The sequence below is a fragment of the Janthinobacterium sp. PSRC1-1 genome, assembly GCF_049897525.1.
Taxonomy (GTDB): Bacteria; Pseudomonadota; Gammaproteobacteria; order Burkholderiales; family Burkholderiaceae_D; genus Janthinobacterium; species Janthinobacterium tructae.
Genome location: NZ_JAFCWK010000006.1, coordinates 34,892 through 48,842 on the forward strand (window position 1 = coordinate 34,892; position 13,951 = coordinate 48,842).

General features: G+C 61.0%; 15 protein-coding genes. 12 read left to right on the top strand and 3 right to left on the bottom strand.

The genetic code is table 11. From position 1 onward, the window contains the following. Nucleotides 1–6: 6 nt before the first annotated feature. Genes nuoL through ispF form a run of 8 tightly spaced genes read left to right on the top strand, consistent with a single transcriptional unit; the run spans nt 7 to nt 8,068 of the window. Complete coding sequence (nuoL, locus tag ACP7DW_RS14485; RefSeq protein ID WP_426055483.1) at nt 7–2,106, top strand: NADH-quinone oxidoreductase subunit L; 2,100 nt, start codon at nt 7–9, stop codon at nt 2,104–2,106. A gap of 29 nt (nt 2,107–2,135) precedes the next feature. Beyond that, on the top strand, nt 2,136–3,635 hold the full coding sequence (locus tag ACP7DW_RS14490; protein WP_426055482.1) for an NADH-quinone oxidoreductase subunit M: 1,500 nt from the start codon (nt 2,136–2,138) through the stop codon (nt 3,633–3,635). Between the two features lie 16 nt (nt 3,636–3,651). Further along, nucleotides 3,652–5,154, top strand: a complete 1,503-nt coding sequence (nuoN, locus tag ACP7DW_RS14495; protein WP_426055481.1) for an NADH-quinone oxidoreductase subunit NuoN — start codon at nt 3,652–3,654, stop codon at nt 5,152–5,154. Nucleotides 5,155–5,157: 3 nt separating this feature from the next. After that, nucleotides 5,158–5,481, top strand: a complete 324-nt coding sequence (locus tag ACP7DW_RS14500; protein ID WP_070288753.1) for a DUF2818 family protein — start codon at nt 5,158–5,160, stop codon at nt 5,479–5,481. A gap of 59 nt (nt 5,482–5,540) precedes the next feature. Next, nucleotides 5,541–6,098 carry an NUDIX domain-containing protein gene (locus ACP7DW_RS14505; RefSeq protein WP_426055479.1) on the top strand — a complete coding sequence of 186 codons (558 nt, stop codon included), beginning with the start codon at nt 5,541–5,543 and terminating at the stop codon, nt 6,096–6,098. Between the two features lie 8 nt (nt 6,099–6,106). Continuing rightward, nucleotides 6,107–6,805 (top strand): hypothetical protein, encoded by a 699-nt coding sequence (locus tag ACP7DW_RS14510; protein WP_426055478.1) that lies wholly within the window; start codon nt 6,107–6,109, stop codon nt 6,803–6,805. 16 nt (nt 6,806–6,821) lie between these two features. After that, the gene (gene ispD, locus ACP7DW_RS14515; RefSeq protein ID WP_426055477.1) at nt 6,822–7,535 is read left to right on the top strand and encodes a 2-C-methyl-D-erythritol 4-phosphate cytidylyltransferase; all 714 of its coding nucleotides are present in this window, start codon (nt 6,822–6,824) and stop codon (nt 7,533–7,535) included. 20 nt (nt 7,536–7,555) lie between these two features. Continuing rightward, a complete protein-coding gene (gene ispF, locus ACP7DW_RS14520) occupies nt 7,556–8,068 on the top strand; it encodes a 2-C-methyl-D-erythritol 2,4-cyclodiphosphate synthase (RefSeq protein ID WP_426055476.1) in 513 nt (170 codons plus the stop codon). A gap of 187 nt (nt 8,069–8,255) precedes the next feature. On the opposite strand, the gene ACP7DW_RS14525 is transcribed toward ispF, so the two are convergent. Further along, complete coding sequence (locus ACP7DW_RS14525) at nt 8,256–9,113, bottom strand: hypothetical protein (protein ID WP_426085217.1); 858 nt, start codon at nt 9,111–9,113, stop codon at nt 8,256–8,258. 767 nt (nt 9,114–9,880) lie between these two features. Between ACP7DW_RS14525 and ACP7DW_RS14530 the strand changes: the two genes are divergently transcribed. Then, nucleotides 9,881–11,056 carry a PQQ-dependent sugar dehydrogenase gene (locus ACP7DW_RS14530; RefSeq protein ID WP_426055474.1) on the top strand — a complete coding sequence of 392 codons (1,176 nt, stop codon included), beginning with the start codon at nt 9,881–9,883 and terminating at the stop codon, nt 11,054–11,056. A gap of 57 nt (nt 11,057–11,113) precedes the next feature. Further along, nucleotides 11,114–11,416 carry a hypothetical protein gene (locus ACP7DW_RS14535; protein ID WP_165829510.1) on the top strand — a complete coding sequence of 101 codons (303 nt, stop codon included), beginning with the start codon at nt 11,114–11,116 and terminating at the stop codon, nt 11,414–11,416. A gap of 3 nt (nt 11,417–11,419) precedes the next feature. Here ACP7DW_RS14535 and ACP7DW_RS14540 read toward each other — a convergent pair whose 3' ends face one another. After that, the gene (locus ACP7DW_RS14540) at nt 11,420–12,634 is read right to left on the bottom strand and encodes an MFS transporter (RefSeq protein WP_426055473.1); all 1,215 of its coding nucleotides are present in this window, start codon (nt 12,632–12,634) and stop codon (nt 11,420–11,422) included. Between the two features lie 91 nt (nt 12,635–12,725). On the opposite strand from ACP7DW_RS14540, the gene ACP7DW_RS14545 reads away from it, so the two are divergent. Next, complete coding sequence (locus ACP7DW_RS14545; RefSeq protein WP_152249853.1) at nt 12,726–13,346, top strand: TetR/AcrR family transcriptional regulator; 621 nt, start codon at nt 12,726–12,728, stop codon at nt 13,344–13,346. Here the strand turns inward: ACP7DW_RS14545 and ACP7DW_RS14550 are convergent, their stop codons facing one another. Beyond that, entirely contained in the window at nt 13,347–13,685 is a 339-nt protein-coding gene (locus tag ACP7DW_RS14550) for an MmcQ/YjbR family DNA-binding protein (protein ID WP_071076375.1), read from the bottom strand. It abuts the gene before it with no gap. Nucleotides 13,686–13,722: 37 nt separating this feature from the next. Here ACP7DW_RS14550 and ACP7DW_RS14555 point away from each other — a divergent pair, with 37 nt between their 5' ends. Continuing rightward, the gene (locus ACP7DW_RS14555; protein WP_426085218.1) at nt 13,723–13,902 is read left to right on the top strand and encodes a hypothetical protein; all 180 of its coding nucleotides are present in this window, start codon (nt 13,723–13,725) and stop codon (nt 13,900–13,902) included. Nucleotides 13,903–13,951: the final 49 nt, after the last annotated feature.

Below are 13,951 nucleotides of genomic sequence, written 5' to 3' on the forward strand. Positions count from 1 at the left end.
TTCATCATGGCGGGGCAACTCCTCAACCCTAACCTCCTTCTTGCCGTACCGCTGGCGCCGCTGGCCGGTGCCGCGATTGCAGGTTTGCTTGGCACCCAGTTCCTGGGTAATTTGGTCGGACGCAAGACGTCGCATACCGCGACGATCCTGGGCGTACTGATTGCGTTCATCCTGTCCGTGCAGACACTGCTGGCAGTGATGGATGGCGCGACATTCAATGGCACGATCTATAACTGGATGACGATCGGCACCCTGAAGATGGAAGTGGGCTTCCAGATCGATTCGCTGTCGGCGATGATGATGTGCGTGGTCACCTTCGTCTCGCTGATGGTGCACATCTACACGATCGGCTACATGAAGGACGACGAAGGCTACAACCGCTTCTTCGCCTACATCTCGCTGTTCACGTTCTCGATGCTGATGCTGGTCATGGCCAACAACTTCCTGCAACTGTTCTTCGGTTGGGAAGCCGTGGGCCTGGTCTCTTACCTGTTGATCGGTTTCTGGTACCAGCGTCCGACGGCCATCGTGGCCAACATGAAGGCTTTCCTGGTCAACCGCGTGGGCGACTTCGGCTTCATCCTGGGCATCGGCTTGCTGCTGGCTTACGCCGGCACCATGAACTACCAGGAAGTGTTCGCCAAGAAAGACGAACTGGCGCTGTTGAGCTTGCCAGGTACCGACTGGGCCCTGCTGACCGTTGCCTGCATCTGCCTGTTCATCGGCGCGATGGGCAAGTCGGCGCAGTTCCCGCTGCACGTGTGGCTGCCTGACTCGATGGAAGGTCCTACCCCGATCTCGGCACTGATTCACGCCGCGACGATGGTGACGGCCGGTATCTTCATGGTCTCGCGCATGTCGCCGCTGTTCGAACTGTCCGACACGGCGCTGTCCTTCATCCTGGTGATCGGCTCCATCACGGCGCTGTTCATGGGTTTCCTGGGCATCATCCAGAACGACATCAAGCGCGTCGTCGCTTACTCGACCCTGTCGCAGCTCGGCTACATGACCGTCGCGCTCGGTTCGTCCGCGTACTCGGTGGCCGTGTTCCACCTGATGACGCACGCCTTCTTCAAGGCACTGCTGTTCCTGGGCGCCGGCTCCGTCATCATCGGCATGCACCACGACCAGGACATCCGCAACATGGGTGGCCTGCGCAAATACATGCCGATCACCTGGATCACGTCCCTGGTCGGTTCGCTGGCCCTGATCGGCACGCCGCTGTTCTCCGGTTTCTACTCGAAAGACAGCATCATCGAAGCCGTCGAAGCGACGCACATCTGGGGCGCTGGCTTTGCCCAGTTCGCCGTGCTGGCTGGCGTGTTCGTCACCGCTTTCTACTCGTTCCGCATGTATTTCCTGGTCTTCCACGGCAAGGAACGTTTCGGCCAGGCGCATGCGCACGGCCACGACGACCATCACGCACCGAAAGCGGCCCATGGCGCGCACGGCGATGCGCATGACGACCATCATGAAGAAGACGAAGACGACCACGCGCACCACGGTCTGGAACCTGGCCAGAAGCCGCATGAATCCCCATTCGTCGTGTGGTTCCCGCTGGTGATGCTGGCGATCCCGTCGCTGCTGATCGGTTACCTGACGATCGGCCCGATGCTGCATGGCGACTTCTTCAAGGGCGTGATTTTTGTGGGCGAAAACCATCCAGCAATGGAAGAGTTGTCGCATGAATTCCACGGCGCAATGGCGATGGCGATCCACGGCCTGTCGACGGCACCGTTCTGGCTGGCATTGTCCGGCGTGGTGGCAGCCTACTACTGCTACATGGTCAACCCGCGTGTACCGGCCTGGTTCTTTGCCAAGTTCCACGCGATCCACACCCTGCTGGACAACAAGTACTACCTGGACAAGTTCAATGAAGTCGTGTTCGCCGGCGGTGCCCGTTTGCTGGGTAATGGCCTGTGGAACTTCGGTGACAAGAAGCTGATCGACGGTTTCGTCGTCAATGGCAGCGCCAAGGTTGTCGCCTGGCTGTCCTCGCTGTCGCGAGTGTTGCAGACCGGCTACATCTATCACTATGCATTCGTGATGATCCTGGGCGTGCTGGGCTTCCTGATCTATTTCCTGCCATTCTGGCCCGCTAAGTAAGCTGACCTGATAAAAGAATACTGAGAACCATGATGCAGTCTACGATTTCTACACTACCTCCTTACCTGAGTCTGTCGATCTGGGTGCCGATCATTTGCGGCGTCCTGGTCCTGGCTCTTGGCCGTGACAGCAAAGCGGGCTTTACCCGCTGGCTGTCGCTGGCTGGCGCCGTGCTCAGCATGCTGTGCACCTTGCCGCTGATCCAGCATTTCGACAACGCCGCACACGGCATGCAATTCGTCGAAAAAGCACCTTGGATTGAAACTTTCAATATCTGGTACTCGCTGGGTATCGACGGCCTGTCGCTGTGGTTCATTCCACTGACGGCCTTCATCACGGTCATCGTCGTCATTTCGGCCTGGCAAGTGATCGAGAACCGCATCGCCCAGTACATGGGTGCCTTCCTGATCCTGTCGGGTCTGATGATCGGCGTGTTCTGCGCGCTGGACGGCTTGCTGTTCTACTTCTTCTTTGAAGCAACCCTGATCCCGATGTTCATCATCATCGGTATCTGGGGCGGTTCGAACCGCGTGTACGCGTCGTTCAAGTTCTTCCTGTACACCTTCTTCGGTTCGCTGCTGACCCTGGTTGCCATCATCTACCTGCGCAACGTGACGGGCAGCTTCGACATCCTGGCCTGGCACGCGTTCAAGCTGACGATGAACGAACAGATCTTCATCTTCCTGGCCTTCCTGATGGCGTTTGCCGTGAAAGTGCCGATGTTCCCGGTCCACACGTGGTTGCCGGACGTCCACGTGGAAGCGCCTACCGGCGGTTCCGCCGTGCTGGCCGCCATCATGCTGAAACTGGGCGCCTACGGCTTCCTGCGTTTTTCGCTGCCGATCACGCCGGACGCCAGCCACTACCTGTCGGGCTTCATGATCGCCTTGTCGCTGATCGCCGTCATCTACATCGGTCTGGTTGCCCTGGTGCAAACCGACATGAAAAAACTGGTCGCCTATTCGTCGATCGCGCACATGGGCTTCGTTACCCTGGGCTTCTTCATGTTCAACGACATCTCGGTGCAGGGCGGTATCGTGCAGATGGTCTCGCACGGCTTCATCTCCGGCGCCATGTTCCTGTGCATCGGCGTGCTGTATGACCGCATGCATACCCGCAACATCGCCGACTACGGCGGCGTCGTGAACCGCATGCCGAAATTTGCCGCCTTCTTCGTGCTGTTCTCGATGGCCAACTGCGGTCTGCCAGCGACTTCCGGCTTCGTCGGCGAGTTCATGGTGATTCTGGGCGCGGTGCAATACAACTTCTGGATCGGTCTGCTGGCTGCAACGGCACTGATCTGGGGCGCGGCGTACTCGCTGTGGATGGCCAAGCGCGTGGTGTTCGGCAAGATCAAGAACAAACACGTGGCCGAATTGACCGACATTAACAAACGTGAATTCTTCATGCTTGCTTTGCTGGCCATCGCCGTGCTCGTGATGGGTCTGTACCCAGCCCCGTTCACCGACACGATGCAAACTTCGGTTGCTGACCTGCTGCAGCATGTCGCCACCAGCAAGTTGCCTTAAATAGAAGACCGATAACATGACTAATGCACCTAATCTGGTACCGCTGTACGCGGAAATCTTTCTGCTGATCGCCACGTCGGCGCTCTTGCTGATCGATATGTTCTTGCCTGCGGCGAAGCGTTCGATCACCTATGCGCTGTCCTTGCTGACCCTGGCCGGCTGCGCCTTGCTGACCGTGGGCGACTTCAACGCGGGCACCACCGTCTACACGTTCCATAACATGTTCGTGTCGGACCCGATGTCGCAGCTGCTGAAACTGTTCTCGTACGGCGCCGTGGCGCTGACCCTGATCTACTCGCGTGCCTATGCCACCGACCGCAACATGCTGTCGGGTAACCTGGGCGGCGAGTTCTACGTGCTGGCCCTGTTTGCACTGCTGGGCCAGATGATCATGATCTCGGCCAACAACTTCCTGATCATCTACCTGGGTCTGGAACTGATGTCGCTGTCGCTGTACGCACTGATCGCTCTGCGCCGTGACAATGCCAAGGCCACGGAAGCGGCCATGAAATACTTCATCCTGGGCGCACTGGCTTCCGGTTTCATGTTGTACGGTATCTCGATGCTGTACGGCGCCTCCGGCACGCTGGACCTGGGCGAACTGCGCGTGGCGCTGGAAAACAGCAAGACCAACGGCACCATCATGGTCTTCGGCCTGGTGTTCCTGGTCGCCGGCCTGGCCTTCAAACTGGGCGTCGTGCCATTCCACATGTGGGTGCCTGACGTGTATCAAGGTTCGCCAACGGCCGTGACCTTGCTGCTGGGCGGCGCGCCGAAACTGGCCGCGTTTGCCATCACCCTGCGTCTGCTGGGCGAGGGCTTGCTGCCGATGGCGCATGACTGGCAGCAAATGCTGCTGGTGCTGGCCGTGATGTCGCTGGCCATCGGTAACTTCACCGCCATCGCCCAAACGAACCTGAAGCGCATGTTGGCGTACTCGACCATCGCGCAAATGGGCTTCGTGCTGCTGGGCCTGCTGTCCGGTACCGTCGATGCGCCGAACAACACGCTGAACGCGGCTGGCGCAGCCACCGCCTACGGCGCCTCGATGTACTACGTCATCACCTACGTGTTCACCACCTTGGGTACCTTCGGCGTGATCATGTTGTTGGCACGTAATGGTTTCGAAGCAGAAGAACTGGCCGACTTCAAGGGTCTGGGCAAACGCAGCCCGATCTTCGCGCTGGTGATGACCCTGTTCATGTTCTCGCTGGCCGGCGTGCCGCCGCTGATGGGCTTCATGGCCAAGTACTCGGTGCTGGCCTCCGTGCTGGCCACGGGCCAGCTGTGGCTGACCATCGCCGCCGTGCTGTTCTCGCTGATCGGCGCCTTCTACTACCTGCGCGTCGTGAAGATGATGTGGTTCGACGAGCCGACCGACACCAACGCGCTGGTCGTGCATGGCGACATGCGCGTCGTGCTGGCCCTGAACGGCGTGTTCGTCCTGGCCCTCGGTGTGATGCCTAACAGCATCCTGGCTGCCTGCGCGACGGCCATCACCAAGACCCTGGCGTCCTGACCGATGGATGTCACCGCCTCGAGCTGGCTGGTGATCGCCCTGGGTATCCTGGGCGCCAACCTGCCATTTCTGAATGAGAAACTGTTTGCCGCCGTGCCGCTGAAAAAAGCGGCGCAGGCGGAGCAGGGCTGGCGCAAGCCGCTGGCGCTGCGCCTGCTGGAGATGGTGATTCTGTACTTCATCGTCGGCGCCGTGGCGTTCGCGCTCGAAGCGCGCATCGGCAACGGTTTCCCGCAGACGTGGGAGTTCTATGCCATCACCGGCTGCCTGTTCCTGGTGCTGGCGTTTCCCGGCTTCGTGACTCGTTATTTGCGTAAACGCCGCTAGGCGCCATCGACCGAAAGCGGCGCCTCTGGCGCCGTTTTTTTATTGAACCAAGGAATTGCATGGATACGAATCTGATTGAAACCAGGGTGGACGGCGAGCTCGTCTACGAAGGCGGCTTCCTGCGCGTGCAGCGCGACCGCGTGACCCTGCCGGACGGCAAGATCACGGTGCGCGAATTCATCCTGCATCCGGGCGCCGTCGTGATCCTGCCGCTGCTCGACGATGGCACGGTGCTGATGGAACGCCAGTACCGCTATCCGCTGGACCGGGTCTTTATTGAATTCCCGGCCGGCAAGATCGATGCGGGCGAATCGCATCTGGCCTGTGCCCAGCGCGAGTTGCTGGAAGAAACGGGTTACACGGCCAGCGACTGGCAATTCGTCTCCACCATCCATAACGCTATCGCGTATTCGGATGAACACCTGGAACTGTTTCTGGCGCGCGGCCTGGTCGCCGGCGAGCGCCGCCTCGACGAGGGCGAGTTCCTGGAAACGTTTACGGCCACCGTGCCGCAGCTGCTCGACTGGGTCAAGGATGGCACCATCACCGACGTGAAAACCGTCATCGGCATCTTCTGGCTCGACAAGATCACCAGCGGCGCCTGGCAAGCGGCTTGATCCTGCGCATGCGTAACGCGATTTTCCTGCTGCTTGCCTGTGTCACCCTGGGTGCACAGGCGCAGCCGCGCACGCCGTTCCAGGTGCGCTGCGAAGACACGATCAGCAAGACGGTGTCCGTGCTGACGGCGCAGCAGAACGGCTACAGCATCGATACGCATCTGCCGTACAAGGCGCTGACCGTCATGAAGGGCACGGCGCGCGCCAATACCTGGGTGCTGGGCCTGACGAAGACCGATTCGCAGGTGCGGATCGCGCTGGCCGGCCCCATGCTGCAAGACCCGGCCAGTGGCTATGAATGCGTGGCGCCGCAGATTACCGTGAGCCTCACGTATGCGCCCGTGGTGATCTATATCGGCCGCGAGTTCGCCCCCGGTACTTGCGCGTATGATGAGATACTCGCGCACGAGCTGCGGCACATGAAGACCTATATGGAACACTTGCCGCGCGTGGAAAAGACCGTGCGCGCGGCGCTGGCCAGGCGGTTCGAGGCGCGGCCCCTGTACGCGCCCAGCGGCACGGCCAAGGCCGCGCTGGCGCGCGAGATCGACACGGGCTGGTTGCCCTACGTCAAGGCCGAGATGCGCAAGGTGGAAACCTTGCAGGCTGCCATCGATTCGCCGCAGGAATATGCGCGCCTGGGCAAGGCGTGCAATGGCGAAATCCAGAACATATTGGCGGGCAAGGTAGCGCCCGCCCAGCAGTGACAAGACAAGGAAGCGCATGACAGCAGCACCGAACACCGTCCGCTACTTTGCGCTGATCCCCGCCGCCGGCGTGGGCGCGCGCATGGAGGCGGGCAGCCCCAAGCAGTATTTACTGATCGCCGGCAAGCCCATGCTGCGCCACGCGCTCGACGCCTTTCTCGCCAGCCCCCTGATCGCGCATACCTACATCGTCGTCAGCGCCGAGGATGGCCTGATTGACACGGTCGTGCCCGAGCAAGGCGCAGGGGTTGGCATATCGGTGCTGCGCTGCGGCGGCGCCACGCGCATGGAAACGATCCTGAATGGCCTGCAGGCGCTGCACGGCAGCATAGCGGCGCATGACCAGGTGCTGGTGCACGACGCGGCGCGGCCCGGCCTGACGCCGGCGCTGATCGCCAAGCTCATTACCGAAGTCGGTGCACATCCGGCAGGCGGCTTGCTGGCCTTGCCCGTGGTCGACACCGTCAAGCGGGCGGGGCCGGGCAGCCTGTCGGCGCAGACGGTGCCGCGCGACGGCCTGTGGCTGGCGCAGACGCCGCAAATGTTCAGCTATGCCTTGCTGCACAAGGCCTTATCCGAAGCGCCCGATCCGCAAGCGATCACCGACGACGCCAGCGCCGTCGAAGCGCTGGGCCTGGCGCCCAGGCTCATTGAGGGCCACCCGCGCAACCTGAAGGTAACCCTGCCGCGCGACATCCACACGGCCGAGCTGTACTTGGCCCATCCTTGAATCCTGAACAGAAAGACCGCATGACGACCATCACCACTCCCGTATTGCCTTTCCGCATCGGCCAGGGCTACGACTGCCACGCGCTGGTGGAGCACCGCGACCTGATCATCGGCGGCGTGAAGATCCCCCATCACCTGGGCCTGCTCGGCCACTCCGACGCGGACGTACTGCTGCACGCGATTACCGACGCGCTCTTCGGCGCCGCCGCCCTGGGCGACATCGGCCGCCATTTCCCCGACACGGACGCGCAATTCAAGGGTGCCGATTCGCGCACCCTGCTGCGCGAAGCCGTGCGCCGCGTGCAGGCGACCGGTTATATTATCGGCAATATCGACGCCACCATCATCGCCCAGCGCCCGAAGATGGCGCCGCACATCGCCGCCATGTGCGCCAACGTGGCCGACGACCTGGGCGTGAGTGTGGGGCAGGTGAACATCAAGGCCAAGACGAATGAAAAGCTGGGGTATCTGGGGCGCGAAGAGGGGATTGCGGCGGAGGCCGTGGCCTTGTTGCTTGCAGCAGCTTTACCGTAGCAGTTCTTATCCGGTCGGTTCCTGCTTGCAGTACGGCGTCAAGGACATCGTTGCTGATGTCTGCCGATGTGCGTCTGCGCGCGGATTTTTTTGTCGGTAATCCAGCAAAAAGTTCCCGTGGCGGGCAAGAAATCCGCCGTTATAGAGGACGCCTTGATTTCACGCACATGTTGTCATTCAATCTTACTTACAAATTGCTCAAAGTTTTTGCCGTCGCCAAGGTTTGCCTGACCTGTTCCAGTTTTGGCAGTGGCGATGGGCCTGCAATCAGACGTTCACCAAAATCTGTGGCCCGCTCGGGCATTACAATCAACTTGACCAGACGTTGTTTGGCGTTCTGAATTTCCAGCGTGGTCCAATTGCTATCGCCGCTGACAAAACCCACCGAGAATTGACGCTGAACGGTGGCGCCTGAGGAAAAGCCTCCATCATTCTTGTACAGATCAAATTGTTCGCTCACGGCGGTGGGCTGGTCCGATCCATCCAGATAAAGCTCTGCACGCCATTTCAAACTGCTGTACCCAAATTTGCTGCCATTGCGTAGCGTGGTTCGAATAAGTGGCTGTAGTCCAAAAAAGTCTTTTTCGAGTGTGAACCTGCTGTCTGTACTGACGACCTTTTGAATTTCCTGTATTGCAGCGTTCCAGGCAGCAGCCTGTTTTTCCAGTTCCACAATTTCTGCCGGTGATTTTCCAAGAATATCTTGTACTTCGCCCTGAATTATCTTGCGCGGTGTTTGGTTAGGGTAGCGGTTGTTCAACGTATCAATCGACAAATCGGAGACCGCCCAGTCGAAGGCTTGCACCTGATTGTCGTCCATGTCCTTGACTGCGGCCGCCAACGATGCCTTATACGCCTCGCTTCCAGCACCCGTAAGCAGCGGCTTGTCCAAGCCCTTGGAGCAAGCGCTCAAGCTAAAAGCCAGGAACAGGGCCAATAGCGTTTTTGATATGTTGGGAAGCATTTGAAATACCTTGACTAGTGGATGTGGCCGAAGGCCGGTGAGGCGGCTCTGCTGCTTTCGCTTCTGCAGCGGATTTGCCAAATGCAAGCGTCCGGCACGCGTGGACTATCTGCGTTTTTAATGAGCGCTTTTGTACAAGGTGGTGCCACAGGTTCGGCAGGAATGCAGTTTTTTGCTGTCCGCCGCGCCTCGAAGTCCACGTACGTGGATGGAAGAACCGCTACACTTGTGGCATCTCAGAAAGCCGGGCTTGACCAGTTCTGGATGTTGCATCTGGTAGTCATCGTAGGTTGGATATTTGCCATAGTGTTCTCTATGCCAGTAATAATTAAATAGAAAAATACCGCCGATAGCGAGGGCGAAAAATACATAAAAAAGCACAAACATATCCATCCTGTGTCACCCCTGTAATTTTTAAATGCCGGAAGATATCTGCAGTATGCATATGCCTCAGAATATCCGCGCTTTCTGCGCCAAGCCGGGCTTGCGTATTGAATATGTGCGTATTCCAAGCAGACCCTGTGTACGGACGCAAGCAGGAAATTTGGCAATATAAATATTGCCTATAGAAAATAAAAGTTAACTTTAGCACATTCTGTAAAGTAGTACAAGAAATGCTGCGGCGCGGTATTTGAAGACCGTGCCCAGGGTATCGCGTGCTATCGCGCCGCCGGCGCAGGCGGATGGCGCCTTGAACAGCACGCCGCGCGCGAAGTGCCATCTGATTTATCGCTGATCGCATGAAAACGGCGGCCCGCCCGCTGTGTAATGTATGCTATTTTTAGAAAGCGGCACGATGGCAGAGACCATCCCGGCCGCCTTTTTTCATATAGACAGGAGAACTTCGGATGCCAATCATCAAGCGCACACGCCTTTCCACCGCTCTGTTGCTGGGGGCCTTCGCGGCGTCCGCTATGCCCGCCCACGCCGAACTGCCAGCCACGGGCGAGCCGCCTGCCGCGCAACAGCCATGGAAGGCTGTCACCGTGGCCGAGGGCGTGCGCCAGCCATGGGGCATCGCCTGGCTGGGCGAGGGGCGCGCGCTGGTCACCAGCAAGCAGGGCACCTTGCATCTGCTGAATGGCAAGAAGTTCGAGGATGTGGCGCTGGAAGGCATGCCCAAAGTCTTCACGGGCGGGCAGGGCGGCTTGCTCGATATCGTGCTGCATCCGCAGGATGCGGGCAAGCCGAACCCGCGCGTGTATATGACGGTGTCGACGGGCACGAATGACGCCAACCGTACGACCCTGGTGCGCGGCGTGTTCGACGGCAAGAAGGTGACGGGCATCCAGACCCTGTTCCAGGTCGCCAACGACAAGAGCGGCGGCCAGCATTTCGGCTCGCGCCTGCTGTGGCTGCCGGACGGCACTTTGCTGATGAGCGTGGCCGATGGCGGCAATCCGCCGCTGCGCATCGGTGACCGCCTGGCGCGCGAGCAGGCGCAAAACCTGGCCACGCATCAGGGCTCCATCCTGCGCCTGACGGAAGAGGGCAAACCGGCTCCCGGCAACCCGCTGGCGGCCAAGGGCGCCTTGCCGGAAATCTGGTCATATGGCCACCGCAACGTGCAGGGACTGGCGCTCGATCCTGTATCCGGCCGCGTATGGGCCACGGAACATGGCCCGTACGGCGGCGATGAGCTGAACCTGGTGGTGGCGGGCGGCAACTATGGCTGGCCCCTGCAAAGCTATGGCGCCGACTACAAGACGCACGAGCCCGTCGGCAAGCACGAAGTGGCCGGCATGCTCAATCCGAGCGTGGCCTGGGTGCCGTCGCCGGCGCCGTCGGGGCTGGCCGTCTACACGGGCGACAAGATTGCCGCCTGGCGCGGCAGCATCTTCAGCGGCGGCCTGGCGGCCAGGGATATCCGCCGTATCGCCGTCGATGCGAGCGGCAAGGTGACGGGGCAGGACCGCCTGGCCATCGGCGCGCGCGTGCGCGACGTGCGCCAGGGACCGGATGGCTACCTGTATGCGCTGACCGATGAAGACAACGGTCGCCTGCTGCGCATCGTGCCGCAGTAGCACGGCAGGCGCCCACTTCGCTTAAGATGGCGCCTTTACTTCCTTCAAGGTGGCGGCATGGCCCGTGATACTTATGCATACCGGCACGTCGCCGTCGAATCGCGCGCGATCCATGGCCGCGTGGAAATCCGCCCCGTGCCGGGACAGGCATTCTCTCCCGAACTGGCGGTGCAGTGCTCGCGCCGCCTGGTCGACCTGCAGCGCTACCCGCTCGGCAGCCGCTTTTTACTCTTTGCCAAGCTGACGGATCGCCTGGGCGGCACGCCTTTTCTGTACGCATATCATGGCGACGCGGATGTGCCGATGACGCCGGCCGACGTGACGAAATTCCTCGGCGAATTTCGCCGCGGGCGCATCTGATTCTTACGATGTGATGCAGGCCGCGCCAGCCTTGGCGCTGGTCTGCGGCTTGCCGAAGAGCGCGATCGTCAAGGCGCAGCCGAGGGCGAATACGCCGCCCACCACCATCGCGCTGGACACGCCCAGCCGGTCGACGGCCATGCCGCCGAGCAAGGCGCCCGACGCCAGCGACACTTGCACGATGGCGACAAACAGCGCGCTGCTGCCTTCCATCAAGTGCGGCGCCGCCTTGAACATCCACGTTTGCACGGCGATCGGCATGGCGCCGAAACCGAAGCCCCACACGGCCACCAGCAGCATCGCCGTCACCGAATGGCTACCCAGCGCGGCCAGGGCCAGGGTGGACAGGCCCAGCACGGCGCCCGTCAGCATCAGCGCGGCCCGTTCGTAGCGGCCGGCGGCCCAGCCGCCCAGCAGATTGCCGAGGAAGCCGGACGCGCCATAGACCAGCAGCATGGCGCTGACCGTGCCGGCGGCCAGGTGCGAAACCTGCGTGAGGAAGGGCGCGATATACGTGTAGGCGGCGAACTGGCCCGTGAACAGCATGGCTGTGGCGATCAGGCCCAGCCTGGCCTTGCGGATGCTGAAAATCATCGGCAGCTGGCGCAGGCGGATGGCCTGCGTCGGCGGCAGCCTGGGCAGCAGCAACAGCTGGCCGACGAAGACCAGCACGGCGATGGCGCTGGCCGCGCCGAACGCGACCCGCCAGCCGACCAAGTCTCCCACCAGCGCGCCGGCCGGCACGCCCGCCACCGTGCCCAGCGAGACGCCGGCGAAGATGATGGACATGGCGCGCGACGCATGCTGCGGCGCCACCAGGCGCGGGCCGATGGCGCTGCCGATGGCCCAGAAGCCGCCCACGCCCACGCCCAGCATGGCGCGGCCCAGCAGTATCCACGCATACGAGGGCGCCAGCGCCACCAGCAGGTTCGAAACGACCAGCAGGGCAGTGAGCGCCAGCAGCACGATGCGGCGGTCCAGGCGGCCCGAGCCGACGGTGACGAAGATGGCGGCAAACGCGGCAACGATGCCGGGCGTGGTGATCATCAGCCCCGCCTGGCCCTTGCTGATGGCCAGTTCGGCGGCCATGGCCGGCAGCAGGCCGACGGGCAGGAATTCGGAGGTGACGAGGGCGAAGGCGCCGATGCCGACCGACAGGACGGCCAGCCACGGCGCCACGGTGGTATCGTTGTCAGTGGCGTTGGAAGATGTATGCATGAGGGGTTCCTGAAAAGCCGGAGGTTTTTAACCGGTCGGTATATAATCAGGGCAGGCAGACATTGTTGTCAATAATTTTTTACCGAACGGTATGAAACAAGATAAAAAAGAGGAAGCCGTCAAGGCGAAGACGGGCCGGCCACGCACCTTTGACGCGGACGAGGCGCTCGATTGCGCCATGAAAGTGTTCTGGGAAAAAGGCTATGAAGGCAGTTCCCTGCCGGAATTGACGAAAGCCATGGGCATGAACCGGCCCAGCCTGTATGCCGTCTTCGGCAACAAGGAGCAGCTATTTCACAAGGCGCTCGAACGCTACAGCGACACGCGCATGCGGTTTTTCGATGCGGCGCTGGAACAGCCGACGGCGCGCCAGGTGGTGGAAGCCCTGCTGACGCAGTATGTCGATGCGCAAACCATGCCCGATGGCCCGCACGGCTGCATGGGCGTCAATGCAGCGCTCGCCTGCAGCGACGACGCCTTGCCGATCCGCGATGAATTGTTTGCGCGCCGGCTGCGCGGTGAAATCAAATTGCGCGACCGCTTGCGGCGCGCCAGGGAGGAGGGCGATTTGCCACCCGATTCCTGCCCCGAGCAGCAGGCGCGCTTTGTCGTGACTTTGTCGCAGGGCATGGCCATCCAGGCGGCGGCGGGCGTATCGCGCGAGCAATTGCAGCAGATGGTGGGCTTGCTGCTGCGCAATTGGCCGATGTAACTACCCGGTCGGGGCGATGGTCTTGGCCAGGTCGCTGGGCGCCTTGCGCCGCCAGGCGGCCGTCAGGGCGGCGGCCAGCATGTCCAGCTCGGCATCGGCCAGGCGCACCGTGATGCCGGCCAGGCGTTCGCCCCACCACAGCTTTTGACAGCCGGACGGCGTGATGACGGTGGCGATATGCGCCGCTTCCGCATCGAGCAGCACGTTGATGTGCTCGTCGTCGGGCAGGGTGGCAAAGATCTTCCCGCCCACGCGGAAGGCTGGACGGTCGTGGTGTTCTTCCTCGGTGGCGTCGGGAAATGACAGTGCCAGATAGCGTAGTTCTTCCAGGTCGACCATTTCCTCGTTCCCCCTTATCGGACAGATAGCTGCATGTATGCATTTTGCCATGCTGTTTCGCCCCGTGGTGCAGCGGCATGTGAAAAGAAATGCGCAAGATGCGACAGTGGCGGCGCCATCTGTGGCGTGGTCGCGACAATCGGGGCAGGCGATGATGCTTGTTATAATAGAATCTTTAGTGGTTAAAAGAAAAATACTTTTCTTAAAAGAAAATTAGGATAAAATAGCTTCATCGTCTTGCCCGACCCGTCAACCGTCTGAACCTG